Origin of the sequence: Stieleria tagensis (assembly GCF_024129865.1) — a bacterium.
Lineage (GTDB): Bacteria > Planctomycetota > Planctomycetia > Pirellulales > Pirellulaceae > Stieleria > Stieleria tagensis.
This window is the reverse complement of the sequence record NZ_JAMYFE010000049.1, coordinates 71301-98032: the sequence shown is the minus strand read 5'-3', so window position 1 is coordinate 98032 and position 26732 is coordinate 71301. Positions and strand designations below refer to the sequence as shown.

Annotated in this window: 20 protein-coding genes and 2 tRNA genes; 8 read left to right on the top strand and 14 right to left on the bottom strand. The window is 56.3% G+C overall.

The genetic code is table 11. The features are described 5' to 3' along the window. Positions 1-98 precede the first annotated feature (98 nt). Positions 99-728, bottom strand: coding sequence for a hypothetical protein (locus tag NHH03_RS12350; protein ID WP_253156500.1), 630 nt, complete (start codon positions 726-728; stop codon positions 99-101). A gap of 243 nt (positions 729-971) precedes the next feature. Here NHH03_RS12350 and NHH03_RS12345 point away from each other — a divergent pair, with 243 nt between their 5' ends. Further along, positions 972-1685: a hypothetical protein gene (locus NHH03_RS12345; protein ID WP_253156498.1), complete on the top strand. Its 714-nt coding sequence runs from the start codon at positions 972-974 to the stop codon at positions 1683-1685. 11 nt (positions 1686-1696) lie between these two features. On the opposite strand, the gene NHH03_RS12340 is transcribed toward NHH03_RS12345, so the two are convergent. The 9 genes from NHH03_RS12340 to NHH03_RS12300 all read right to left on the bottom strand — a co-directional run bounded on the left by NHH03_RS12340 (position 1697) and on the right by NHH03_RS12300 (position 10816). After that, positions 1697-2899 (bottom strand): hypothetical protein, encoded by a 1203-nt coding sequence (locus tag NHH03_RS12340; RefSeq protein WP_253156496.1) that lies wholly within the window; start codon positions 2897-2899, stop codon positions 1697-1699. Continuing rightward, the gene (locus tag NHH03_RS12335) at positions 2799-4043 is read right to left on the bottom strand and encodes a hypothetical protein (protein WP_253156494.1); all 1245 of its coding nucleotides are present in this window, start codon (positions 4041-4043) and stop codon (positions 2799-2801) included. Before NHH03_RS12335 ends, NHH03_RS12340 begins: the two co-directional genes overlap by 101 nt. Positions 4044-4210: 167 nt before the next feature. Next, complete coding sequence (locus tag NHH03_RS12330) at positions 4211-4501, bottom strand: hypothetical protein (RefSeq protein WP_253156492.1); 291 nt, start codon at positions 4499-4501, stop codon at positions 4211-4213. 104 nt (positions 4502-4605) lie between these two features. Next, a complete protein-coding gene (locus tag NHH03_RS12325) occupies positions 4606-6171 on the bottom strand; it encodes a recombinase family protein (protein WP_253156491.1) in 1566 nt (521 codons plus the stop codon). Then, a complete protein-coding gene (locus tag NHH03_RS12320; protein WP_253156489.1) occupies positions 6168-6641 on the bottom strand; it encodes a DUF2924 domain-containing protein in 474 nt (157 codons plus the stop codon). Before NHH03_RS12320 ends, NHH03_RS12325 begins: the two co-directional genes overlap by 4 nt. Positions 6642-7426: 785 nt before the next feature. Beyond that, positions 7427-7500, bottom strand: a tRNA-Met gene (locus tag NHH03_RS12315). Between the two features lie 253 nt (positions 7501-7753). Continuing rightward, positions 7754-8056, bottom strand: coding sequence for a P-II family nitrogen regulator (locus NHH03_RS12310; RefSeq protein WP_253156487.1), 303 nt, complete (start codon positions 8054-8056; stop codon positions 7754-7756). Further along, a complete protein-coding gene (gene tgt / locus NHH03_RS12305) occupies positions 8053-9165 on the bottom strand; it encodes a tRNA guanosine(34) transglycosylase Tgt (protein WP_253156485.1) in 1113 nt (370 codons plus the stop codon). Before tgt ends, NHH03_RS12310 begins: the two co-directional genes overlap by 4 nt. 319 nt (positions 9166-9484) lie before the next feature. Then, positions 9485-10816 (bottom strand): tetratricopeptide repeat protein, encoded by a 1332-nt coding sequence (locus NHH03_RS12300; protein ID WP_253156483.1) that lies wholly within the window; start codon positions 10814-10816, stop codon positions 9485-9487. Between the two features lie 428 nt (positions 10817-11244). Here NHH03_RS12300 and NHH03_RS12295 point away from each other — a divergent pair. Both NHH03_RS12295 and NHH03_RS12290 read left to right on the top strand, forming a co-directional pair. After that, positions 11245-11317 (top strand) — tRNA-Thr (locus NHH03_RS12295). 101 nt (positions 11318-11418) lie between these two features. Next, positions 11419-11730: a Dabb family protein gene (locus NHH03_RS12290; RefSeq protein WP_253156482.1), complete on the top strand. Its 312-nt coding sequence runs from the start codon at positions 11419-11421 to the stop codon at positions 11728-11730. 224 nt (positions 11731-11954) lie between these two features. On the opposite strand, the gene NHH03_RS12285 is transcribed toward NHH03_RS12290, so the two are convergent. Then, positions 11955-13265 (bottom strand): glycosyltransferase, encoded by a 1311-nt coding sequence (locus tag NHH03_RS12285; protein WP_253156481.1) that lies wholly within the window; start codon positions 13263-13265, stop codon positions 11955-11957. Between the two features lie 321 nt (positions 13266-13586). Here NHH03_RS12285 and leuB point away from each other — a divergent pair, with 321 nt between their 5' ends. From leuB to NHH03_RS12270, 3 genes are read left to right on the top strand one after another with little or no spacing between them, the layout of a single operon-like run. Beyond that, complete coding sequence (gene leuB / locus NHH03_RS12280; RefSeq protein WP_253156480.1) at positions 13587-14660, top strand: 3-isopropylmalate dehydrogenase; 1074 nt, start codon at positions 13587-13589, stop codon at positions 14658-14660. Between the two features lie 27 nt (positions 14661-14687). After that, positions 14688-15728 (top strand): phosphatidate cytidylyltransferase, encoded by a 1041-nt coding sequence (locus NHH03_RS12275; protein WP_253156479.1) that lies wholly within the window; start codon positions 14688-14690, stop codon positions 15726-15728. Next, the gene (locus NHH03_RS12270) at positions 15728-16507 is read left to right on the top strand and encodes a TatD family hydrolase (protein WP_253156478.1); all 780 of its coding nucleotides are present in this window, start codon (positions 15728-15730) and stop codon (positions 16505-16507) included. Before NHH03_RS12275 ends, NHH03_RS12270 begins: the two co-directional genes overlap by 1 nt. 110 nt (positions 16508-16617) lie before the next feature. Here the strand turns inward: NHH03_RS12270 and NHH03_RS12265 are convergent, their stop codons facing one another. The 3 genes from NHH03_RS12265 to NHH03_RS12255 form a co-directional block, all read right to left on the bottom strand. Beyond that, a complete protein-coding gene (locus NHH03_RS12265) occupies positions 16618-17328 on the bottom strand; it encodes a hypothetical protein (RefSeq protein WP_253156477.1) in 711 nt (236 codons plus the stop codon). A gap of 524 nt (positions 17329-17852) precedes the next feature. Further along, a complete protein-coding gene (locus tag NHH03_RS12260) occupies positions 17853-22673 on the bottom strand; it encodes an SdrD B-like domain-containing protein (protein WP_449339227.1) in 4821 nt (1606 codons plus the stop codon). Between the two features lie 97 nt (positions 22674-22770). After that, a complete protein-coding gene (locus NHH03_RS12255; RefSeq protein WP_253156475.1) occupies positions 22771-23889 on the bottom strand; it encodes a WD40 repeat domain-containing protein in 1119 nt (372 codons plus the stop codon). A 609-nt stretch (positions 23890-24498) separates the two neighbouring features. Here NHH03_RS12255 and NHH03_RS12250 point away from each other — a divergent pair. Then, complete coding sequence (locus NHH03_RS12250; RefSeq protein ID WP_253156473.1) at positions 24499-25437, top strand: TIGR03009 domain-containing protein; 939 nt, start codon at positions 24499-24501, stop codon at positions 25435-25437. A gap of 356 nt (positions 25438-25793) precedes the next feature. Next, a complete protein-coding gene (locus NHH03_RS12245) occupies positions 25794-26483 on the top strand; it encodes an N-acyl amino acid synthase FeeM domain-containing protein (RefSeq protein ID WP_253156471.1) in 690 nt (229 codons plus the stop codon). Positions 26484-26732 lie beyond the last annotated feature (249 nt).

Genomic DNA, 26732 nt, shown 5'->3' with positions numbered 1-26732 from the left:
TCGTTGGAGAAGCATTGAAGTGATGTCCCCTCCTGGGTTACTTATGCAAAGCGAGTCGACCGATTCCCGGATTCTTGGGTCGAACGGAAATTTTGTTGCTAATCGTCTGCGATGACGTCACGAAGGTCGTAGTCATTTGCAGCGAAAATCGCGGCGATGTCGGATACGGCGTGATTGAAATTCATCCGCGTCAGGCCCGACCGCTTTTGTGCTTTGATGATTCCGTGGACCATCAAACTGCGACAGATTCGCTGCTGGCGCAGTGTCATCAACGCAATCACACAATCGACATCGTGCGCGAACTCGAACTGTTCAGTTGAAGATCGCGAATCGCCGCCAGTGCGACGTTCCAGGTCTTCTTGAGTCAGCGTTTGGCAGAGTTCGGCCGGTGGACCATCGGGCGTGTCGACCATTGAATCAAACGGTTCCATGTCAACGTCGTCGGGCAGCGATCGGCATGCCGCACTGGACCGCCGCGAAATGTCGGCGATACCTCCCTTCAATGCCTGTTTCAAGAACGTGGCCAGCGCTCCGCGTTCTGGGTCGAACCGATCGAGGCGTTCGAGCACGTAGAGTGACAGCGATTGCTCGATGTCGCGCAGATCTTGCCGTGGGTACAGGCCGGCTTTGTAGCCACGCCACGCCTTCACTCGAACCGCTGTTTGAACCTCTTTCCAATCGACATCGGGGCGTGTCGTGTTCGTGACGTCCTGGTTTGTCAAATCCATATCCTCCGACTGGAGGATTGCCCAAGTCACAAGCAGTCGGTTGGCGGAACCGTGCCGTGATCAACCAAACGATCGCGGAAACACACGAGCCAACCCGACTGGACTCAGGCGAATCCATCAGCTGGAGTCACGGCGACTCAAATCGTGAGTCGTTGGCTCATTTGGTGAGTCGTTGTGGATTTTGCAGATTTTCTGAATGAGCGCAGCAGACGAGTCACTTGAGGCTCTGGTAGAAAAATGCCAATGCCGAAGCTGCTCTCACGAATTCCGATCTTCCCGCTTTTGATCGCGGTCAGCCTCATCGTCGGCTGGAGCATCCCTGCGTTTTACGAGTGGACAGATTCCGACCAGAGCCGGCCGTCGTCGCTTCTATGGAAGGTGCCGCTTTGGTTGGCGATTTCTTCCGCAGCGTTTTGCATGGCTCTGCCTTGGTTGCCCATCGAGACCAAACCGCCAAGTGACGCGCCACGGACGCCGATGCGATTCTCGGTTCGCACGTTGCTGATGATTACCACCGGTGTTGCAGTGGCAATCCCGATGCTCGCCAAGTTCCCGCTCGTGGTGAGTGGAATCGTGTGTGCCGGCATGTTCGCATACTTCATTGCGTTCTGCGTGCGATACCCTGAGCATCGCATGGCTTCTACTGCGTTGCTGGCATGCATGATTCTGCCGTACGCCTGGATAGTCGGGTACGACGAGCTTGATCGGTTGTTACCGGCACTGACAGTGATGATTGCCGGCATGCCAGCCTTTCTTCCGGCGGCATTCCTAAGCCAAATGTTCGGACAACATTTCCAAGAATCACAATGGCTGGCGTTTTTGCTGAGTGCATTTGAGCTTGCTATTGGCGCTTGGATGATTCGCCTCGGTCCGAAGCGAACGATCGCCTACCTACTGCTCGTCATGCTGGTGTCTGCTGTTGGCTCGCTGGGCTTTTACATGATGTGCATTGCTTGAGAGGTCGATTGTCAAAACTCCCACTGTGGATCATCCGCGGGCTGATAGCTCATCCAGTGACCGTGAAATGAGGCACTGAGGTGATCGGCCAACGTGGGATGCCGTTTGCGAATGCGTTTAATTTCTCGCTGCAGTTGTTGCCGGACGTTTTTGCGAGAGTTTCCAGCATCTGTTTTGACTCGTGATTTGCCGTTCAAACCAATCTCTTTTTGCAGATGCTCGGCGATTTGATGCCGTTCAGTTTGTAGACGCTCCAGTGTGCCATCGTCTCGGTTGCGTTCAGCGATCGCGATGTCCTCGCTAAGTTCTAGGAGTTGGCGTTTGTAGTTGGCCAGCGCTTCGTCGTCGATCGTCTCGCCAGTTCCGCTGGTGGAGGAACGAGCATTGACACCAGTGCGGGCAGCTTCGAGTTCGACGGGATCGAGCGTATCACCGGGCTTAGCCAGGAATTCCGCGAGGTACCAAAGACCAACCGCATCGGTCAGCGGAAAACGATTTCCTTCAAAACAGATGTCGTAGCCACTGCCGTTTCTGCGGAAGAAGTTTGTGTCGAGGTCGTCGCCGAGACCGAGACGAAATCGCAAGTCCTCCATCGCATCGCGGTTGACGATGATTGAATCGCCTGACTTGACCACGAGCTTGTCGAGGCCGAACACGACGACGCGATGGTGCTCATCCAAAGAGTCGATGTCGGCATCGGTACCGGCGAGTGTCGGCACGAAGAGCAACAATGGCTTCGTCGGTCGTAGCGTATTCGCGACGGACAACAACGATGTTCGATCATTGCGAGTGCAGAGGTGCACTCGGGTTGATTTAAACCGACGGGATAGACGGCCGAGTCGATGGTGAGGCGAACCAATGGATTCGGTCTCGAAGTCGATCGCCCCACCCAGCAGCTCCATCAAGAAATGGGAAAGCTCGCGGATTTGCAATCGGTAAATGACCACGTCGCTGCGAACCACGTCGAACGTCTCGCCTTGCAATCGGTCAAGGCCAACCAACGAACCGTCGTCATGCTCAATCACATCGCAGGGCGTCACACCGTTGCTGGCCAGCGTCCATGCAGCCAGCTTCGGTGTCGCGGTCAGGAACTGGTGGCACAGTTCCCATTGATCAGCTAATTCGAGTCGCCACAGCCGGTGAGGTGCGTGAAGACTCGGGATTCGACAAAGCGTCCGCCAGAGGAGCAGCGGTTGGAATTCTGAGAGTGGCATGACGATTGATCTTGATACCGTGGTGAATCATCCATTGCTCGATTGCGTCAATTCCGTCTTGGCGACTGAACCGAATTTGATTTCCTGCATAGATCGTGACGGTGACGTCGCCGCCTGCGATGAACCAAAACTTGAACTTCGCTTGAGACAATCGTCCGGTAGGTGTTAATCGCTTGTTATGCTCTTTGATCGCGTCAAAAACTTGATCCGATTTGAAAGTGAGCTTGAGCGTTTGCTGGCCGAGTAACACTTCTTGCAACTCAACCAATCTGACTTGCCGTATGCCATCGACGTGCGTAGGTGATTGGATGTCTTCGCCCTGTTCGTGAATTGCACCCAGATCGAATAGTTCGCCTGCTGGAAAGAACTCGGGATCGCCAAAGAGTTGCTCGCCGAAAATTCGGCAGTACTCGCGACGCTCGGAAACCAGGTTCGCACGCACCCGAAGTTCACCCGTCTTGACGTTGTAGACGACCAAGTCGTACTGCACTGGACGCCGAACATCGTGACGACAGATTTCGCCGTCCATGACCTCATCGCGTTTCATCGGAATTGCCAATCGCAGCAAGAACGCGATGTCATCACCAAACTCGTACATCCAAACGGCACAACCACCGCCTCGCAGACGATCACGATTGAAGCGGTTCAGTTGGTCGCAGATGCGTTTGAGAACGTCGTCCGTGGGCGTCACGAACTTCGGCACCTCGAACGTCTTGTTGAAGAAATAGCGAAAGGTCTGAACCCGCAAGACGATGCGTTCACAGTTCGCGCGCCGCAACAGATCAGGGTGATGCAACCACATGTGCATCGCCACATCGGCTTCGGACAGCTGTCCTTCGGGCAATTCCAAACCAGCCTTCGACGCGACCAAGAGCAAAGCCTCCATGCCGTGCTCGTTGGCCATTTCGTCGATATGAAACAACGCTTCGACCATCTCGGCCGGTGTGCGAGATGTCGGCGTGTTGAAGATGCCGATCAGCTGATTGATGTGCGACGGAGTGAACTTCGCGTTAGACGGAATGTCGAAGTCGCGAAGCCTCAGATACTTTGAGAACTGTTTTAGGAACATCCGCAATCGCGGCGGGTCGATCGACAGCAGAAACGCTGGATCGGTGAAGTGGTGCAGTTTGAACTGAAACATCATGACTCACGAAAAAAAACTCGACTCTGGTTGTGGACTTCCCTGGAGCGATAACGGGCCGGCGAGCGTTTGCTAGCAAAAATCCTTCGGCGACCTATCAGACACAGGGGTCGTGACACGTCTGGTCCACTCCAGCCAGAAAATCTTTCGTAAGCCTTACGATCCGACCATCATTCTCGGTGCGTCCACTTACCGAACCCCATTCGTATCCATGCTTTACGCTGCTCGTCCCAGTCCTCCTGAACGACCAAGGGCCGAAGAACTTTTTCAGTGATTTCTGGTTTGCCTTTGGTGATACGCGGGAGAAAGAGGAGCGATTCTTGGATGTCGGGAGCGAGCAAAACGAGGCTCAGAATTTGAGAGATCCGGGCCTGAGATACATTTCCGATCGTCGCGAGATGATACAGATCACGAACCTGGCCGGTCCGCAACAGCTCGTCAAAACGGATTGCCAACGCCATCAGTCGGGTGATCCGCGGCAGCCGACCTGGCATCTCCACATCGTCACACACGATCCGTTTGCGCCGTCTCGTCGTGCTTAAGTCGACTTTCGTTTTAACCGTAATCATTCAGTCTCTTCCTCTCCGTTTTTGATCAACGCCGTGATCGCAGTGGGGTGATACGATATTGCCAGAGTGCCGTCGGACCGATCGTATTGCACACGCGATACCAACAGCTCCAACAGTTGAACCCGTTCCCTCGCTTTGAGCATCCTCCAAAGTCGATCGAAGTCGCCCAGAGCTTCATCAACATCGCCGCGTCGGAAACTTTGTTGCCCCGCGATCACCAGTGCATCGGTTACCTCTGCGATCTGCGTCCGAGTTCTCTCGATACGCGTTTGCAAGTCATGTCGCCGGGCGTCGTTCAGTTCGCCAGCCTCGCCCTCGGTCGCCATGCGTTCGAGTTCGGCTTTATCGCGTGACCTTTGCTTTGTCAGTTGCCGAAGTTGCAGATCCAACCTCTCCTGTCGCTGTTGCACCAACGTTTCGGATTGCTTGTAAACTTCTCGCTTCAATCCGTCGTCATCCACGATGCAGCGTAGGCTCTCGACGACCGCAGCCTCAATCGCCGGTGCGGGTATGGAGCCAGTACTGCATTGAGCGTGGCCACGCTTGATGGCCGTTTGACAAACGTAGTATCGGTACAACTTGCTCTTCTTTTTCGTCGGGCTGTGGGCCATCGCGTATCCACACGTTGGGCAATACAGCATTCCTTTCAGCAACGCGTTGTGTCGATTAATCAAACGCTTTCCGCTGCCCTGACCGTGTTCTTTGAGCATCTTTTGGACAGCGTCAAAAACATCGGGCTGGATGATCGGTTCGTGAACGCCGTCGTACACGTTTTCCTTGTGACGAATTCTGCCGACGTACAAGACGTTGGTCAAAAGCGAATGCACCGAACACTTGTCGAACGGCCGACCGCCTTTATGGCGTCCCTTGCGAGTCAGCCAGGTTTTGTTCGCCCATCCGAGCTCTTCGAGTTTCTCAACTACCGGCAACAACGAACGCAGCTTCAAGTAGAAGTCAAATATCTCGCGGACCTTCGCTGCTTCTTCAGCGTTTACGACCAACTTCGGACTCGTCTCCGACCGATCCACGTCGTACCCAAGAACCGGTTGCCCGCCACACCAAAGCCCCTTTCGTCGCTGAGCGGCAATCTTGTCGCGGATGCGTTCGCCGATGATGTCGCGTTCAAATTGAGCGAATGAAAGCAGAATGTTCAACGTTAATCGGCCCATCGAATGAGTCGTGTTGAATTGTTGCGTGACGGAGACAAACGACACGCCGTTGGCATCAAATGTTTCCATCGCCCTGGCAAAGTCCAGCAACGAACGGCTGAGTCGGTCAACTTTGTAAACGACAACACAGTCGATCTCACCGGCCTCGATGTCGCTCATCAATTGCTTTAACGCCGGCCGATCCAGATTTCCGCCTGTGAAACCACCGTCGTCGTACAGCTTGGGCAGACACACCCAGCCTTCTGATTTCTGGCTGGCGATGAATGCTTCGGCGGCACCTCGCTGCGAGTCGAGCGAGTTCAATTGCAAATCCAATCGCTCGTCGGTCGACTTGCGAGTGTAGATCGCACAGCGAATGATAGGCTGGCTCGCTTCGGGTTTCTTGCTACTCATTTCGCCTGCCCCAGCTTGAAGAAATGGAACCCGTTACAGTGCGTTCCGGTGATCGCTCGAGCCACCGCGGTCAGCGACTTGTAACGCTCGCCGTCGTATTCAAACCCTTCGGTCAACACAAGCACGTGCAGCGTCTGGCCCTTGTACTGTCGCTCGATCAGATTTCCTGGCGACGGCAAACGCGAATCCCATTTCTCAGGAACCTTCGACTCGTCTTTCTTCGATTTGCGTGACTTCGGCGGCGTCAATCGAATCAGCGATTCGCCCGCCACCACGGTGGCACGCAAGATTGCCTGTTCGCTCAATCCGCCTTCGTCGTCGGCTTGCAGTTTCCACGCGATGCGGCGATGAACGTACCGCCGATTTCGAGAGCGACATTTTTCGCCAAACAGCTTTTCGTACTTCGCCGCGAGTTGCCCGATCGTCAAATCGGACAGCTTTGCCACTTTCAATTTCGTTTCAGGACTCATTGGAAACCTCCGTCTTGTCGTTCTTCTCTGTTTCCGCTGCCGCTTTCTGCTTGGCGACCTTTTCTGCATTTCGCCGGATCGCTTCGACGATTAGCTCCGCGATTTGTTTTCGTTGTTCTTCGCACAACGCCTGTGTCTCCCGTCTCGTGTCGAGAACCGGTCTCGACCGAACCCCCAAGTTGTTCTTGAGACCTAGCCCGATCGTTTCGACCAGTCACAGAGAGCGAGGAAACCGGACGAGACTCAAGCCGCTGGGGTAGAGAGTCGGAGACAATTTCCGAACTTTTCGCGTTGGTGTTTCGATCTCGCTGCCACCGCAGCACCGCACGCCCCAACAAACACGCCACCCGCGTCGCCTGCTCCGCCGGCAAAACCGAATTCTGCATTACGCCTCCCCTCCAAAAAGAACCAAACTCACCGAGCCGAACTAAACGACTCCCCTCAGGGTTACTTATGCAAACGGCGCGCGTGGATTCCCGGAAAATGGCGTCCGAGGCCCGATCTCTGAAAAGTCTCTACGGCGGTGGATTCAAATAAGGGGAAGGTCGGAGAGACTAGAGAGTGCTGAGATTTCCGGTCGCGAGGTCTTCCAAGGTTGCCCCAACACCCGCGATGGAGACTCTCCGAACCGAGACCCAGAGAGCCCGGCGAGACACAGCCAAACAGCGTTTGACACGGCAAAAAACGCCGTAGAAACCAAAAAAAAGCCGGCGATCGTGTATTACACAATCGCCGGCCAATTCGTTTACCCGACAGTCAACCGAAGTTCGTCGAGAAATCTAGAGTTGCGGGAGCCGGATTCGAACCGACGACCTCGAGGTTATGAGCCTCGCGAGCTACCGGGCTGCTCCATCCCGCACCGGTGTTATCGTCGATCGCTTCGCTGGCGCCTAGGTCTTTCGGTTCGAAACTTTGAATTTCTTGAGAGGTCGGTGGGTGGCTCGTGGGGACTGCACCCGAACATGCACGCGACGGACATCGGCGCTATAGAAAGCTGCCAGATTGCGGTCGGTTGAGGGGGGAAATTTTGCCAGGTTGCACCTGGTCTACTTGAAGAAAGTTGCCAGGTTGCACCTGGCCTACTGGAAGAAGATCGCCAGGTTGCACCTGGCCTACTGGAAGACTTCGACGGGGAGCGTGAAGACTTTGCCGTCGCCGATGCGGCCGCTGCGGGCGGCGGCGACAACTTTCTCAAGCGTTTCTTCGTAGCGAGATTGGTCGACCCACAATGTGATCTCAACCTTGGGGACAAACGCCTCGGAGAATTCAGTCTCTTGGTATTCGTCGAGATAGCTTTTTTGACGTCCGTAGCCTTTGACTTCGCTGACCGTCAGCGCTTCCAACGGAGCTCGCTTGAGCGTCTCCAAGACCCGCTCGGCGAGATGCGGTCGGACGATGGCGATGATCTGTCTCATTGGATTCCCCACTGCGACTTTTTCGTTGCGATGTATTGCGACAGTGTATTCGCTTTAATCGCTTCACGCGCGCCCTGCATCACCCGTTGGTAGTACGTCAGGTTGTGTAGCGACAAAAGAATCGGACCGAGCATTTCACCGGCAATGAACAAATGCCGCAAGTAGCCGCGACTGTGACGGGTGCATGCCAAACACGAACAGGTTGGATCCAGCGACGCGGTGTCGGTTTTGTGTTTCGCGTTGCGAATCTTGACCGGGCCCGCATCGGTGAACGCCAAACCATTTCGCCCATTGCGGGTCGGCATCACACAATCAAACAGATCGATCCCCCGAGCCAAACTTTCTAACAGGTCGATCGGCCGGCCGACGCCCATCAAATAGCGTGGCTTATCCGACGGCAATTCAGGTGTCGTGGCCTGTGTGATCCGGTACATCTCCTCCGGCGCCTCGCCGACACTCAGGCCGCCGACGGCATAGCCTTGGAAATCCATCGCCGCTAAATCGCGGGCACATTGTTGCCTGAGTTCGACATCCAGTCCGCCTTGTACGATCGCAAATTTGGCTTGATCCCCGCGACTGGCATATTCCAAACAACGCTTGGCCCAACGAATCGACCGCTCCATCGCCAACTGGACTTCGGATTTTTCCGCGGGCAGCGCGACGACGTGATCGAGTACCATTGCGACATCACTGCCGAGTGATTCTTGAATTTCGATCGAGTGCTCGGGGGTCAGGTCGATGATTGCACCGTCGATGTGGCTGCGAAACACCACACTCTGTTCGGTGATTTTATTGATGCCCTTCAGGCTGAATACCTGGAAGCCACCGCTATCGGTCAGAATCGGACCGTCCCAACCACACATCGCGTGCAGCCCACCAAGGGCACGAACGGTCAAGTGACCAGGCCGCAGTCCCAGGTGGTAGGTATTGCCCAGAATCATGTCAGCCCCGGTCGAGGCGACTTGATCGATCGTCAAACCCTTGACGGTTCCCTGCGTGCCCACCGGCATGAATCCAGGCGTTTCCACCGGACCATGGGGTGTTTCAAACGTTCCCCGCCGTGCACCGGTTTCGAGGTCGGTGTGATGCAGATGGAAACGAAAGGACATACAGGTTTGTCTACGGGGGGAATCGTCGGACCGATTTCGGAGGGAACGCGGGCGTTGCGTTGGATCGGCGGAGCGATCCACGACTCACCCCCGGTTCGCGGTCGTGCAGTTAAGGAATTCACCCTCCTGGCTGGCAGGAGGGTCGAGCGTAGCGAGGGGACGTCGAGCAGTGAATCTCCAGGAAATCCAAGACGCCCCAAGGCGGGCCGTCCCCGCGTCGTCGCGAGGTTCCTCCGCCTACCCCTCCCGCACGCGGGAGGGTCACTGGATGGCAGGCCGGGTGGAGAGAAGAGTCGCCAGGTTGCACCTGACCTACTGATCAATCGCCACGGAGTTTGAGGCCGAGATCGGTCAATTTCTCGCGGACTTCCGTCAGACTGGTCACGCCAAAGTTCTTGCACTCCAGCATTTCGTCGCCTGTTTTTCGCAGCAGTTCGCCGATCGAGTTGAGTTGCAGTCGGGCCATACATTTGCGGGCACGAACCGAAAGATTCAGATCGGAAATCGGTCGTTCCAACATCGCCTGTTCGTCGGGCGACAGGTGACTGGTGTCGACCGGTGGTTCCGGAGCTTTTTTCTCGTGAGCGAACTGACCCAGCTTCAACCCTTTGCTGGTCAACATTTCACGAATTTCGATCAAACTGGTTTCACCGAAGTTCTTGCTGGACAGCAGTTCGGCTTCGCTGGTGCGAGTCAGATCGCCAATGGTTTCGATTCCCATCTTGGACAGACAATTTCGGCTGCGCACACTCAGTTCGAAGTTAGCGACAGGCATGTTCAGCGTTTGTGCCAAACGGTCGTTGCGACGCTGCATTTCTTCGTCGTACAGCATGTTGCCGTTGGCCGACGCATCTTTCATGTACAACCGAGTCCGGGTGTCATCCGGATGGGCGTCCAAGATTCGTTTGTAACAAATCTGTGCTTTGTCAAACTCGTTGCGATCTTCGTAGATCAATCCCAAGTTGATTAACGCACCGACGCCGGTCGGGAACGCTTTGGCAGCACGCTCGTACAGGCGAAGCGCTTCTTCGTCGTTGCCCATCCGATCATTTTCCCAAGCCAAACCGAACAAGGCACCGGCGTGGTTCTCATCGGTTTGCACCGCACGTTGATACAACGTGATGGCTTCGTCGCGTCGGCCACCAACGGCAGCCACGGTTGCGGCGCGCTGGTACATGTACTCGGCGGTCTGTTCGGCGGGCCCGAAAATATCGTCCAGCAACAACATTGCTTTTTCAATTCGACCGGCATAGCGGTGCGATTCGGCAATGAAGATCTTGCACTGATCGGCGTTGTAGCCGGCCGTTTGAGCTTGTTCGTAGGTGCTGATCGCGTTGTCAAACTCTTTCAGTTCGAACAGCGAACGGGCACAGTAAAACAGCGCCGTAGCGCTGCCGTCGGCTGCCTTCAACGTTTCCAACGACTGGGCGAAATGGCCGAGCAGGAACTGGCAAACACCCATCTTGGTCTTGCCGGCAGGCGTGATCGCAGGATCGTCTTCCATTTCATTGACGGCATCGCGGAGCTCGGCAAAATGGCCATAATTCTCAGCGATCATTTGCCGAATTTCGGCAACGTCATTCGGTCCGAACGAATTGTTCGACAGAATGAGCTCTTTCAAGTCGACGACTTCCAGTTCGACTTCGTTCATCAAGTCCTATTCTCCTGCCCGCGGGGGGCGAGCGTGTGATGTTCTGGTCCGCCGATGCTGGCGTTTCCCATGGTTGCGATAACCCCAATTGGGTTCGCCGTGACCGACGCTGCGAGCAGGTTGGCGACAGACTTCCAACCGCTGAAAATTTTTTTACCAAAAAAAATAATTTTTGTCGAGTCGTGGCACGTTGATAGCTGTCAAAAAAATGGCACGATTTTTCGTGTCAGCGGGAAAATCGGTCGAGCAGGGCCATTTTTTAATTTTCGGCAGGATTCGTCGGATTCCTTGGCCGAGAATCTTTACTCGTGGAAGATCTACCCTGGTGAAGTCCGCAGACGTTTTGTAATCTTTGCGACTTCGCGGGAAGTGAAAGGCAGGCGAAAGCGTTCGTTCCGACCTTTTTTCACCACTCTGCGATCCAGGTTGCCGACGTAGCTCAGCTGGTAGAGCAAATCATTCGTAATGATTAGGTCGCCGGTTCGAATCCGGCTGTCGGCTCTGACGGGGTGCCCCCCAGTGATTTCCGGTCCCAGTTGACCGCCAGACACTGGTTCGGGGGCGCACCGCAATCTTTTATCATCAACCCGGGCTTGTTCTCCATGTCGCGTCTCGCGCACCACGTTTTCTTTACACTCAAAGACAACAGTCCCGAAGCCGTCGCGAGTCTGATCGGTGACGCCCAAGAGTATCTGAATAACCACGACGGTGTGATCGATTTTTCGGTCGGCCGACGAGACGCCGAACTGGATCGCCCGGTAAACGCCGTTTACGACGTTTCGCTGCACGTGATTTTTAGTGATCGCGCCACACACGACGTCTACCAAACCGCTCCACGGCACCTGGAATTCATCTCGCGGCAAAAAGAAAACTGGGCCAGCGTGATGGTCTGCGACAGCCTGCTAGAAGCCTGATCCAGTCGGCCAGGTGCAACCTGGCGATCCATCCCTATCAAATTTCGGGTCAACCATTTCGTGGCGTAAGCTTCCAGCTTGCGATTCAAGCGGTGTGGTGATGGCAAGCTGGAAGCTTACCCCCACTGTAAAAAGTGGATGAAGTACCAGCGCCCCTGCTGGTTGTTCAGATCGAGCGACCGATCACGACGTTGGGATTCGCGGAGTGATCCACACCGATGATGCTACGGAGTCGGTTTGTTTAAGACGTTGCGATAGATCGCCGCAGTGTGACGCGCCATCGCGATCTCCGAAAAATCGCTGCCATGGCGTTTGAAAGCGGCCTCGGACATTTTGTTCCAGTCATGCGCGCCGGTCACGAGTTCTTCTATCTTGCCCGCCAAACTGACCGCGTCGCGCGGCTCGGCCAACAATCCCTCGACGCCATCGGTCACCGCTTCCGGCGTTCCCTCGACTCGCGTTGCGATGACGGGCAATCCCGCCGCCATCGCTTCCAAAACGACCATCGGTAAACCTTCGCCAAACAAACTGGGAAGCACCATGGCATCGAGCCGCGCGAGTTCTTGAGGGATCTGATTGCTAAATCCGATCCGCTCTACGCAGTGCGACAAATCCAAGCGTTTGATTTTCAAATTGATCTCGGCTTCATAGGACTCGGTTTCAAACGGTCCGATGAGACGCAACACCACGTCGTGATGACTGCGAAGCTGGGCGAGCGCATCGAGCATCACCTCCAATCCTTTTCGGGCTCGCATCAAAGCCACCATGCCGATCACCCAACGCCCACCGACGACGGGCGTGTTGGCACGCGGTGGACGAATCGCAGGCACGCCGTTGTGCACCACCGTGACATCGCTTTCTCGGGCACCGCGGCGAATGCAATCCAGACGCAAGCTTTCTGAAACCGTGACCAAGTGGCTGCAGCTGGAGAGCGCGAGTCGTTCGATCGCTCCGTTGACTCGATTGGTGATCGGCTTGGCGGAGTCACGAAGGGCGGGACTATGGACGTGATAGACCCAGGGAACCCCGGTCAACTTGGCGGCGACCGACGCGATCATCGCGGTTCGCGGGGTATGAGCATGCAGCAACTGGTAGCCACCGCCGATCACCAGCTCGCGAACTTTCCAGGCGGCTCGCAAATCCAATCGATGGGCCATCGCAGCGCAGTGGATCTGTCCCCATTGCCCCTGGTGCTGATCCAACAACGCTGCAAATTTACCTGGCTTCACGCAGGCAAAATCTGCGTCGACGGAAAAATCTGGCAGACAGCGGCCCAGATGTGACTGCACGCGTTCGGCGCCCGAAAAATGTTCGCCGTTGACGATGTGCAGCACTCTTAGCTTTGGCAGTGACGGCTTCTCCACATCCGCCGGCGGCTGTGCGACCGGCAGCACGATCGGAACCAGCGGTGCGGGATTCCAGACCAACGGTGCCAACGCGGTGGGAGCTGGCCAGAGCGGTCCCCCGGCCGAGAGCGGCATTCCAGCAGGTGATGGCGGCGATGGAGGCAATGCGTCAGGTGGAACAGCAGACATCGTTTTGGACCGGAACGTGGGACGCGACGAATCACCGGCACCCACCTCACGATCGCCCCCCAAAAAACAGGTGGGCAAGCGTGTAGACGTGCACAGGTGCGACTACCACACAGTGCGGTGCGCAACCCCACCGACCGTATCGATTTTGCTGATCGGTGAAGATCCCTGGCAAAGCCGACGGTAAACGATGCGGACAGTAACGTTTAAACCGGTTATTCGGGAACAATCGCGCCCCGCGAGCCACTGGGGAAAACCGTCTGAGTCGGCTAAAGTACGGCCGATAAACCCGTCCGTTTCCCCCCTCTGACATTCGCAGCAACCTTGAAAGCCTCCATAGTTCTTTTGCCTGGCGACGGCATTGGCCCAGAAATCACGCAGCAAGCCCGACGAGTCCTCGAAAAAGTTGGCGAAGTCTTTGGGCACGAATTCACGTTCAGCTCGCACTTGATTGGCGGAATCGCGATCGACGAAACGGGCAACCCGCTACCGGATGAAACCGTCGCCGCCTGTCGCAGCGCGGACGCGATTCTGTTGGGTGCCGTCGGCGGCCCAAAGTGGGATGATCCGTCGGCCAAAACACGACCCGAAGCCGGACTGTTGAAGATCCGCAAAGAACTCGGACTGTTCGCCAATCTGCGCCCGATCAAACTGTTCGCTGAACTGGTGGATGCGTCGCCGCTGAAGCGTGAGATCATCGAAGGAACTGATATCCTGTTCCTACGCGAACTGACCGGCGGGATCTACTTTGGGGAATCCGGACGCAGCGGATCAGGGGCCGACGAAACCGCCACGCAAGCGATGGTGTACAGCGTCGGAGAAGTCGAACGGATCGTACGCCTAGCCGCCAAAGCCGCTCAGGGCCGCGACAACCGGTTAACAAGCGTCGACAAAGCGAATGTGTTGGAACCGAGCCGCTTGTGGCGTCAAGTTGCCGCCCGCGTGATGGCCGAAGAATTTCCCGATGTGCAGTACGACGTGGTGCTGGTCGACGCGATGGCGATGCACTTGATCAATCGTCCCGCGGACTTTGACGTGGTCGTCACCGGAAACATGTTCGGCGACATTCTGACCGATGAAGCGTCGATGTTGCCAGGCTCGTTGGGTATGTTGCCGAGCGCTTCGCTGGGCAGTGATGGACCGGGTTTGTACGAACCGATTCACGGATCCGCACCGGACATCGCTGGCAAAAGCATTGCAAATCCGTTGGCGACGATTCTGGCCGCAGCGATGTTGCTGCGTCATTCGCTGAGCGCCGAAACCGAAGCGGTTGCGATCGAAACAGCCGTTGGCAAGGTGTTGGCAGCAGGCCTGCGAACCGCCGACATCGCCCGCGGTTCCGAAGCGATCGGCACCGAAGCGATGGGTGACGCCGTCGTCCAGCGGATCAGCAAGTAAACGCACTTGACGAACCAGCAACAGTTGATGAACGAGATCACTCTTCAAGCCACCGTCGGTCCGATTGCCAGCACGGTCTGGTTGTCGACACGCGCCATGGTTTTGGTGGCAGTGATCTTGTCAGCACTGGTCATCGCAACGCTGGTAGGATTCCTGATGTCGCGCCGCGACACGATGGGGATTGAATCGGCAAGCGTACGCCGCTTCAACCAGAAACTGCGTGTCTGGTGGCTGATGACCGCAATCTTTGTGTTCGGATTTTTGCTGCAACGAATTGGCGTGGTGGTGTTGTTCGGGTTCGTGTCGTTTTGGGCGCTACGTGAATTCATCACGATGACGCCGACGCGGCGTGGCGATCACCGCACGTTGTTCTGGGTATTTTTTGTCTTCACCCCCCTGCAATATTTTCTGATCGCGTTGGGCAGTCACCCGCCAAGCTTCGTTCCCCAGAACGATTATTACGGCTTGTACAGCATCATGATCCCGGTCTACGCCAGCCTGTTTATCCCGGCTCGGGCGGCGATTGCCGGGGACTACAAACGTTTTCTTGAACGCAGTGCAAAGATCCAATCGGGGTTGTTGATCTGTGTGTATTCACTTAGCTATGCACCGGCGCTGTTGGATCTGGATTTGGTTCGCACGGGCGGTGCCAAGTGGGACGGCAGCAACGTAAGCGTGCTGATTTTCTTAGTCGTTATCGCCCAGTTGGCAGCGGTCTTGGAACGCGGCTGGAGCAAGTTGGCCGGGCGGCATGTGATCGCAGAAAAGATCAACGGCTCGAGAACTTGGGAAGGCTTTTTGGGATCAATGGTGACGACCGGTTTGATCGCCGCTGCACTCTCCTGGGCCACCCCCTTTCATCCCTGGGAGGCCGGTGTGATGGCGGCGGTGGTGACGACGATGGCCTGTGGCGGCGCGATGACCATGAGCGCCATTAAACGCGACCGCGGCGTCACCGATACCGGCACGCTGGTGCAAGGCCACGCCGGAGTGCTGGACCAGATCGACAACATTTGTTTTGCTGCACCGGTCTTTTATCACCTGACACGCTACTTTTTTTCTGCGTAATGACGCTACGACTCTTCGACACCCACGCTCACCTCAACGTCGACGCGTTCGACAAGACCGTTGCCGAAACAGTTCAGCGGGCGCGGCAAGCCGGCGTCGAAGGGATCATGGTGATCGGCATCGATGTCCCCTCCAGTCGACGCGCTTGCGAGTTGGCTGCAGAGTACCCGGACTATCTGTTTGCGGCCGTAGGCATCCAACCCAATTCAGTCGCTGAATCCGCCCCAGATGACTTTGCATTGATCAAAGATCTCGTCGGAATGCCAGGCGTTCGAGCGATCGGCGAAACCGGCTTGGACTGCTATTGGGACGACACACCGATCGAGCAACAACACGCTGCATTTGACCAACACCTGCAATTGTGCCGCGACACCGATTTGCCGATGGTGATTCACATGCGTGAAAGCGGTGATTTGATCGTGCAACAATTGAAACGTCAGTCGTTGGTGCCACCTGGCATCATGCATTCCTTCACCGGCGATTGGGACTGTGCCCGCGAATGCCTGGATCTCGGTTTGCACATCAGTTTTGCCGGGATGGTGACGTTCAAGAAAAGCCAGGACCTGCGGGACGTCGCCAAATTAGTTCCCGAGGATCGGTTGTTGGTTGAAACGGATTCACCCTACTTGAGTCCGGAACCGCTGCGTGGCAAGCGCCCCAATGAACCGGCCCGCGTGCAGCACACTTTGCGTTGCCTGGCGGAAGCCCGCGGCGTAAAGCCAGAAGCATTGGCGGAGGTGACGACCGAGAACGCGCGGCGATTGTTTCGATTGCCTTAGCGTACTCCGGTGGAGTCATCGGTTACTCGCTACAAACCTTGCAAGTTCCGTGGGACCGAACGCTAGCGCGTGCCGGCTGATTGACGCAGAGATTTCTTGACAAAAGCCGGCTACAGGGGAGCTGAGCGTTTTGGTTCTCGGGAAATCACTTTTGATGGTGACCTTTCTTGGATGGGAGTGTCTTGCAGACGACGGAGCCACAGCGATTTCGGCACACCGTAGTCATCAAACAGTTCGGGACGGAACAGTGCCAGTGCCGACGACGCCACTTGCTGATTGGCGTGCGGCAATGCGGATTCGGAACTGGTTCGTCGAGTCAACATGTCTCGCATTGCGGCTCTCATCAACCGCGTCGTGATGTCCGGCTCCAAGTCCGCTGAACGCTGCCGGACTTCAGTATGAAACGATTGCGCGCGTTCCAAATCGATGCAGTATTCGAAGGAGCGATTCGCGTCCAAACTGATTCGCCCGATCAACCAATCCGTCCATCGCTCGACCCCATATCGCAAGCGGTTTAAACGCACCGTGTCTTGGACACGTGCCCCGTGGCCTTCCAAAATCAACTGAGCCACTCGGTTACTCGCCTCTGTCTGCGAGAGAAAGACACCGTGGGTCACGGCCGCCAAACTCTCGTGGCTGCTCCGCACCGATTTGTCATCGGTTGGGTCCGCCATTCGCAGGATTTCATTGCTGATCGCCGCCACGACTCGGACAAGCAACTCGGAAACCAAGATTTCTTCCAGCACCACGCTGTGCTCGATCCACCACTCACGCAGCGATCGCGACTGACCGGCATTGTGCGCCCCTCTGTAGCGCGCCATGGCACGATGCCATAGCTCATGGCGTGTCCTGGATGCCGTCCAATACCGCATAATCACCTCCGCAGGCATGGGCCGGCGATGCAGCAAAAGGGAGGGGCCGTTCTGAGCAAGCGTAGCGGCCAAATCGGCGAGAGTGACACAATGCATGGAGCGGTTCGTCGGTGGCAAAAGTTAGAAACGCAAAGTTGCGTCACCGTCGTTTGCACAATCCGTGCCAAGCCGAATCCGGCGTTTGTGTTTTGAAGTTGCGATTTTATCGCAAGCGCGACGCGTCGGGTTACCAAAAACCAATGCCTGACGCGAAAGCGCATCGTCAACGGCGCTGGTGTGGAGGATTTATCCGACTCGATTGTGGGGCTTCTGCGAAGAACAATCCCGGTCGGATAAATCCTCCACACCAACGTGCGACCGGCTGATTCAATCAACCGACCGCCGACAATGGATGTTGCCGTTTCGCAACACCTGTGTGGTGGCATCATCATGCTGAGATGCAAAACGGAGGCACGACACTGGGGCTCGAACCACTATCCAGCCTTGTCGTAGAATCCCGGCTCGTCTTTGCCGTCGCCGTCCCAATCTCCGACAACGGGCTGGCTTTCGGCAGAGGGACGCGGCATTTCGATGCGTCGATCTGCAGCGGTCAGACGACGGTCACCGTCGGAGTCGATGATCCACAGGTCACCGCGGATCACACCGACTTCGTCAATTCCATCGCCATCGAAATCACCGACGATGGGTTGGTCGCCCGGACGCCCGAACTCGAATTCAACTTCGTTCAGTTTACGCCGTCCGTCGCCTTCGGCATCCAGCATCCAGATACCATTGCGGAAGGTCCCGATTTGATCGATACCGTCACCATTCCAGTCTCCAGCGAGCGGCGTATCCACATCCTCACCAAATTGAAAGACGTGATCAACCGCGTCAGCGCGCAACTGGCCATCGTCACCCTTGCGCAACCAGCGCTCGCGATCATGATTGCGATAGGTCACTGGAACCACGCTTTGAGATCGACGATTTTCGATGAAGCGTCGCGAACGGTTGGAGGGGTCCGGCAGTCCGGCGTCGATTTTCACACGGTGGAGATCATGCTCCCACATCCGTCCGTAAATCCCGATGTCATCTTTACCGTCGCCGTCCCAGTCACCGACAACCGGTCGGTCGAGTTCGGTACCGAGCATGATCCACAGATCACCAGCATCCCAGACGCCGTTCCCATTGAGATCGACGAACCATTGGCCGGCCAAATACACCGCCGCTTCGTCGTCACCGTCACCATCAAAATCACCGACCAACGCCACCGCGTCTTCCGCTCCCAACGTCATCGACTTGCTCTGTTCACGCAACTCGCCGTCGATCGTCATCAATTTCCATTTCCCTTTGGAATGATCACCTTCGTTCCACTGCTTGGGCATTCGCTTCATCGCCACCTGCTTGAACGCCTCGCTGGACTGCACGGCGCCACGCGGATAACCGCCGTTGATCACACTTAAGTGCCATGTCACCACCTCAGCTTCTGCCGAGTAGCGTTTGACTTCGACCTCGTCGATTATCCCCGGCCGAAACAGCAATTGCTTCGGTTCAAAACGCTCCGGTGGTGGCTGCACCACAAACTCCGGTTCGGGACCGGGCAGAGGCAGAAAATCGCTGGGGGGAACTTCCGGTGGAGGCTCTACGACAGGCGGTTCAACAGGTGGTTCCGGAATGACGATTTCAATTTGGATTTCGCTGAAGTTGTTCTGGCTTGATTGGCCACCGGCTTCAACACGAATGCCGATCAATGCATCCAGAGTCTCGGTGCCGTTGACCGAAGCAATCCACTGCAGTTCGTCTTCGCTATAAACGTCCGAAGCGTTAACAGCCAGACCACCGGTTGACCCAACTGTGTCGATCGAATCGGTCAACGAATCCGGCTGAGTTTGAAACAGCGTGTACGTGCCCGGTCGCAGACCTTGAAAAATGTAGTGACCGTCGACGTCGGTTAGCACCACGCTGTTCTCGGTTGCCAATCCGGACAAAAAGTCGTCGTCGGTCAGCGGATTACCGTCAGCATCACGGATTTCAATTTGCACATTCGCCAGTGGCGTGTCATCGCTGGTAAACAATCCGTCGCGATAATCCCGAATCTGGTCTGCCGGGATTTCCGTTTCAGTCTCAATCAACGCGCCATCGATAAAGACCAGACCCGAGACACTCGACGGCGGGATCTCGGGGAAATGGTAGCCGTCGGCTGCGTCACTATTGCCAATCTCGATACCGACGATCCAGTCTTCGCCATTGATCTGGCCACCCTGGCTGCCGATCAGTTGGCCACCATGAAAAAAATCCGTCGGTTGCTGTTGCCGAACGCTGTAAACGCCGCGAGGGAGTTCGTCGAACGAGTAGTTTCCGTGTGAATCTGTTTTGACAGTCCGCACCACATTGCCGCTCTCGTCCAATAGCGTGATGGTGACGCCAGCAATCGGATCTTCGTGGGGATCAAAGACTTGATCTTGATCGTTGTCCGACCAGACCGATCCGGAAATGGAACCCGGCCGGTATTCACAGAACAGATAGTCCGTCGCCGTGACACCGGGCTGCAGATCAACCGACATCAAATCCACGCCCAATACCATGCCGCCGGCCGAACCAAGCTGTTGTCCGCCCTGTAGATAGCCGTCCGGTTGAACTTCGAATATCGTGTACTCGCCGCCACGCAAACCATCGAAACGGTAGTTCCCCTGATCATCGGTAACCGCCGTTGCAACGCGCGTTCCGGACGCATCACGCAATTCGATGGTGACACCATCAATACCGTGTTCGTCGTCATCACGTTGGCAATCGCCATCGGCGTCTACGTACACCGAACCGGATAAACTGGACGGTGGTTCTTCGCAGAAATCGTAATCGACCGCATCAATTCCCGAAGCCAGATCAATTTTGCTGACGCGGTTTTCACCGACAACACCGCCAACCGATCCGGCCATGGTTCCACCATCGAAGTAGCCCGCCGGCTGATCTTGCACCACCGTATAGCGGCCGGGCACCAGTCCACTAAATCGGTAGGTGCCATCGGGACTGGTCGTCGTCATCGCGACTTGATGCCCATTTTGGTCCAGCAAGCGAATGACGACATCTGGCAATCCAACTTCGTTTTCATCTTGAACACAATCACCGTCTAAATCGACGTGAACGGTCCCGGCCAACGACGCAGCGACCAACTCACCAAAGTCATAGTCCAGACCGAAGACGCCTTGTGGCAATTCGATTTGCCCAATGGAATCATTGCCCGCTACCCCGACCGGGCGACCGTCGACACGACCTGCGGTATCGATGCCATCCAAGTAGCCAGCGGGTTGCTGTTCACGGATCTCGTAGGTCCCCGGAAGCAAGCCGTCAAACTCGTAGCGACCATCCGCATCGGTTTGCTGGGTGGCGACGACCGTTCCGGTTTCGTCGACCAAAGTCACTGTGACCCCAGCAATTCCGGATTCATTCTGGTCGCGCACACCGTCGTTGGACTGGTCGTGGTAGACAGAGCCAGAAATCGCCGCCGGTGCAATTTCGCAAAAGTTGTATTCGACGCCGACACCGCCCGGCGTCATGGTGATCTGCGCGATCAATCCACCGTCAACCGCAGATCCATTTTTGCGTCCATCGATGGTACCGACGTGTGCCCCACCATCGAGCAAACCATCCGGTGTGTATTGAACGATCCGATAGTTGCCCGGCGGAATCGATTCGAAATCGTATCGTCCCATGGGAGTCGTTGTGATCCGCGAGATCACGTTTCCATCGGGCGATTGCAACTCCACAATCACTCCACCAAGCGGCTCGTTACCGATTGCGTCGTGATCGCCCGTGCAGTCTTGTCCGGGTGCGACCAGGTAGACATACCCAGAGAGATCTCCGAGCGCCAGTTCGCCAAAGTTGTAGTCGATGCCGACGTCAGCGCCGCCAAGTGAAATATTTCGCAGCGCGTCGCCCGGATCGTCAGCCGTTCCGACCACGACGCCGTCAACGGTTCCCGGGCTGTCGATCCCATCGACGAAATCAGCCGGTTGGTTGACTTCGATGATTTCATACGTGCCCGGAGCCAAACCTGTAAATTCATAGGCCCCATCGGCCGCCGTCACAGCGGTCAACGTCGGCTGGTCAGCAATCGTATCGACCGCAACCAGACGGATCGTGACGCCGGCGATCCCGGCTTCGTCACGATCGCGGATCCCATCATTGTCGTCGTCGCTATAAACCGATCCGCCAATCGCTGCAGGCGCGGCCTCGGCAAAATTCATTTGCACCGCGGTCGTGTCGCCTAGCGGAATCTGAATCGACGACAACACGTCCGTCGATGTTGCGACGCCGGTGGATTGCCCATCAACGCTGCCCGGTACCGCTGCGACGCTGAACAAGCCACCGGGCTGAGTCTGGGCGACACGGTATTGGCCTGGCGCTAACCCCAACGATTTGGCGAATTCGTAGTAGCCGTTTTCATCGGTATGCGTCTGAAATCCAGTGGCTTCGTACTGGCCATTGTCATTCGCCGCAAACAATGTCAGTTCAACACCGGACAACCCCGATTCACCGTCTTGCCAAATTGCATCCAGATTGTTGTCCAGCCAAACATGCCCGCTGATTGCGATGGGTTTGGGAGTTTGCACGGTGTGCGCGACCGCTGCGGCGCTGCGGTTGGGACGGCTATCAATATCGCTGCCTTCATCAGGCGGCAAATTCAGGCCGTACTGAGTGTTGGGCGATCCATAGTCGTTTAGAAAGATTGCATCGGCAGTCGCGGATTCGTAATGCGGAGCCTCGAACACGGCCTCGAGAATCGAATCTTGAAACTCTTGGCCCGACGTGATCACATCCAAGCGGTCATTAAAGATCGCCAGGTCCAGCGAATTGCGTAGAACTTCGTCGACGTCCAGAGTGAACTCCAGGCGATCGCCGGCGCGAAAGTTTTCTAGATCCAGGATCAGTTCCTGGCCGCCGTCAGCGACCGTCGCGCGCGCCGTCGCAGTCCGCCCGTCGCTGGTCAGAATCCGTACGATCTGGAAATCGTGCGCGCCACTTTTGCCGCGCCCGCCCTGCTCGGTATCAAAAATCGGATCACCGACCGAAATTCCGTCGCCATCTTTGTCCGTCCGAATGCGCAACTGGTTGAGTTCCGTATCCGGTGCGCCGCCGGTGAACGACAGCAAGAACCGGTCGCCGCGCGAATCACTGCCGACGTCGTTGTCGGTTTCCAAGTAATCTGTTTCCAGGTAAACCACACCGACGTGAATTGGATCCGCAGCTAGCAACTCTCGCCGTTCCAATTGCTGGGGACGCGGCGCACGACGAGTTGCTTCTGGCGGAGGATTCCGCAGAGAGCGACGAATTCGTTTGGGTTTCCAAATCACGCGTTGGCACCTCCATGTGCCGGTTGAATTCATGTGCCAGATGAATCCGTGTGCCAAATAGAAACTACCGATCCAGCGACTGGTCGCGTTCGGCAATTCGATCTCGCACGCCCTGAATGCTGCTCAACTGCCAGCGCCGCAAGGTTGCGTCGTAACCACCAGAAAACAGCTGCGTCCCGGTGCACGCCAGCGCGGCGATCGAACCGGTGTGACCGCTCAATTCCTTGACAATCTGCCCCGACGTAACATCAACAATCCGGATAACGTTGTCGCTACCCGCCACCGCCAAATGATCCTGGTCCAAAATTGCTACCGAAAACAGCTTTCCACTGGTCACACGCATTTGACTGACGATGACTCTGGCGGCGGTGTCAAAGATCGTGACGCGACCGTCTTCGCCGACACTGACGACAACATTTGATGCGGTGTGAAATTGCAACGCGTGCACGCGACCGGAATGAATTTTAAAAGCCCCAAGCGATTCGTTGGACGCTCGATCAAACAAATTCAGATCGCCATTGCGTCCGGCAACCGCCAATACCTTGCCGTCGCTCCGATAGTCCACAGCGCGCAGATCCGTACAGTCACATTCGACCTTTGGGCTTCCTTGGCCTGGCGAACGACCGATCAGGAACACCTGGTTCTTGAACCCGACAGCCGCCAACTGGTGACCATCCGGCGAAAAACGAACGCAAGCCAGCGCCGGTGTGCCCGCCATTCGTTGTATCTGTCGAAACTGATCTTTGCGGTCCCACAGAATCAGTTGCCCGTCGTTACCGGCCGAAACCAGCCGATCACCATTGGAGTCGAACTGCAACGTTTGAATCAGATCCGAGTGGCCTTGTAGCGTCGCCACCATTTCCAACGATGTGGCATCAATCACTCGAATCGCATGGTCGTCACCGGCCACCGCAATCAGTTTTCCAAGCGGGTCCGACGCGATGGCCTGAACGATCGTTTGCTCAAACTCTTTGCTGATCGCCGGCAGCCGAACAATCTCATTGGGAATCGGCCGATCTAGGTTTTCGGCCGCCACCCTGGCAACGACTTGATCGTTGCCTGCCGGATCTCCAACGGCCACCTGCGAGGTGACGAGCGTGGCGCCGCCGACCAGCGTTGATAGCAAAACACGGCGGCGAGACATGAAAAGTCGTTCGTATTGATCAATCTGTCGTGGCGACATTTTGTTTTTCCTTGCGACCGGAGATGATTCGTGAACCTGATCAGCTTCTCGAAGCAGGTTTGGCGCAGTCCGCATCCTTTCACTTATCGGCCATTCGTCCCTCCCGTCATGATCGGAAAAGTTTCCAAGGCGTAGCTGGGCCCGCCAGGGTTCAGACTGACTGAACACCCCTTCACCCTGCCGCCTCAGACATGAGCTTTCCTTAACCCGACACGTGACGCGAACGCGCAACTTCAACGGCGCTGGTGTGGAGGATTTATCCGACTCGGGTGAGGGTCTTCTGCGAAGAATAAAGCCGGTCGGATAAATCCTCCACACCAACGTGCGACCGGCTAATTCAATCAACATCCCGGTCAACGACGGATCCCGCTAACACCCTAAATCCCTCGCTGGCGCGTCGGGTTACGATAAAGTCCGCACTCTCAAAACTCGCCTCTCAGAATTCACTGACCCGCAGCCCGAACTTGTAGCGGGTGCCAACTCTTTGCCCTTTCTGTCGACCCACCAAAATTGCTATAAGGCAGTGGCCGCACGTCTATCATTGACGGACCGAGGCGTTTTCCGAAACTTTTGACTGTTCCAAAGACTCCAAGGATGGTGCCGCTGGCCATGGTAAAACTTTGCCAAAGCAATGGATTCTTCTGCAATCGCCGCCTGATCGCCGGACTTTTGATCGGCTGCCTCACAGGCTCGTCTGCGCTGCTTGCACAACAACCACCGGCTGCCAACGGACAAGCTTCCGCGACGGCTGCTGCTCAACCGCCCATCCCTGCGCTAGCGCCCGAAGAACAAGCCAAACTGGATCAGTTGTTGCTTTCATGGCAAACGCAAAGCCAGGGCACCAAGACACTCGAGTGCAAATTCGAACGCTGGCATTTCGATTTGCTAGCAGCCCCCGCTGGCGTCCACGCCCACAAAGCGACTGGTGAAATCAAGTACGCCAACCCGGACAAGGGTTTGTTTCGCGTCGATTCGCTGATGTACTACAAAGGCATGAAAGACGGGAAACCGCAGTACGGACCGCAGAACAATAAATACGGCGAGTACTGGGTCTGCAACGGAGTGGAATTGATCGAGTACGACCGCGAAGAAAAGCAGTGCAACGTGCAGTCGTTGCCGGCGGACATGCAAGGCCAGCAGATCTTCAACAGCCCGCTTCCATTCGTCTTCAATCTGGACGCGACAAAAATCAAGCAGCGTTATTGGGTCACGCTGAAGGAATCCCCCAAGCCGAACACCTTTTTGATCGAAGCGTGGCCGAAGCTTCAAGAAGACCGGGCGCAGTACAAGATGGTGCAAGTCGTCTTGAGCAATAACTTCGAACCCGAAGTCTTGATCATGTACGCCCCAAACTTTCACGCCAAATTGGCGCCCCAGTGGGACCATTACGAGTTCAGTGACGTCAAGCGGAACGCATTAGGCGCGGGGATCTCGCAGTTCTTCAACAACTTCATCCCCAAGAAACCGCCATCCGACTGGAAGATCACCCGCCAGAACTTCACTGCACCCCAAATGGCCGAACGCACCGACGCCCCCACCCGCCAGTAAGCGCCGCCACACACCGTTGGAGTTCACGCTTCAGCGTGCCAAGCACTCAGTGGCGATCCCCAAACTAGGCCAGCCGCCACACCAGTAGGCCAGGTGAAACCTGGCGCAATTCACCAGTAGGCCAGGTGAAACCTGGCGGCAAAAAGTAGGCCAGGTGCAACCTGGCGGCAAAAAGTAGGCCAGGTGCAACCTGGCGTCGCCCCACCAGTATCTGCCAGGTTGCACCTGGCCTACTGGCTAGCGGTACAACCCTGCGACTTAACACACACTTTGCTCAAGCCGTAAAGACGACGGGACCGATACAGACCGACGGGGCCTGATTCTTGATGGACGAATGAGCACGCGGAGTCAACCGAATGAGCCAATTCAGCATGTCGCGTCATTTGGGATTGATACGCGCCGAGCGGGCCACAACGGTTGGACAACACATCAACGCCCAGAAACTGTGGGCGACGCGGTATCACGAAGCTGGGCTCTGCAACAGCGATCGCCCAGTCGATTCGCTTTCCCAAGCGGACCACACCTGCGAGCTGGCCCCGGCAGCGATGTGGCGCACGGTCACTTTCCTGGCTTACCAACGAGTTGCCAGCCAATCGACGCTCGACACTCCAGCCACCGAACGCGTGTGTGGAACCGTCACACTGCTGGCGCCCGAGTTCGAATCGAACGATGCAGGTGGTATTGGCAAGATCACGCGACTGGCGATCAATCAAGCGCCGACCAATGGGCCACCACACCCCGATTCATACCTGAGGGTATTTTTGGAATTGACCAGTTTGCTCCATCGAACCGCGTTGGAAATGCAGCTAACCCATCTCGAAGCGGTTGTTCACCCACGGCACGCCAAACTGTATCGCCGCATCTTCAAAGCCGAAGTGATCGGCCAACCATTCGCCTGTGAAGAAGTCGGCGGATCACCCGGGCAGCAAATACGGATGAAGATCACCCACGCCGACATCATCCACACCCGCATCAGAGCCCATTTCAAAAACCAAACCCAACGCCACGCCCCAGTAGGCCAGCTGCAACCTGGCGCAATTCACTAGTAGGCCAGGTGCAACCTGGCGCAATTCTCCAGTAGGCCAGGTGAAACCTGGCGCAACGAATCTCCCGGCAGCCTCAATCAACGCCAGGTTACCCCGATCGACTGCCTGATTGCGATCGACATCAACTATTAGTCAAATTGACGGCGCAAAAGCCGCTCTAACAGCACACAGCTGACCCCTCTGCAGATAAGGTATGGCTCGCCACGGAGGCGATTGCCTCTCCGGTCGTATCCTCAAAATGAAGGATCG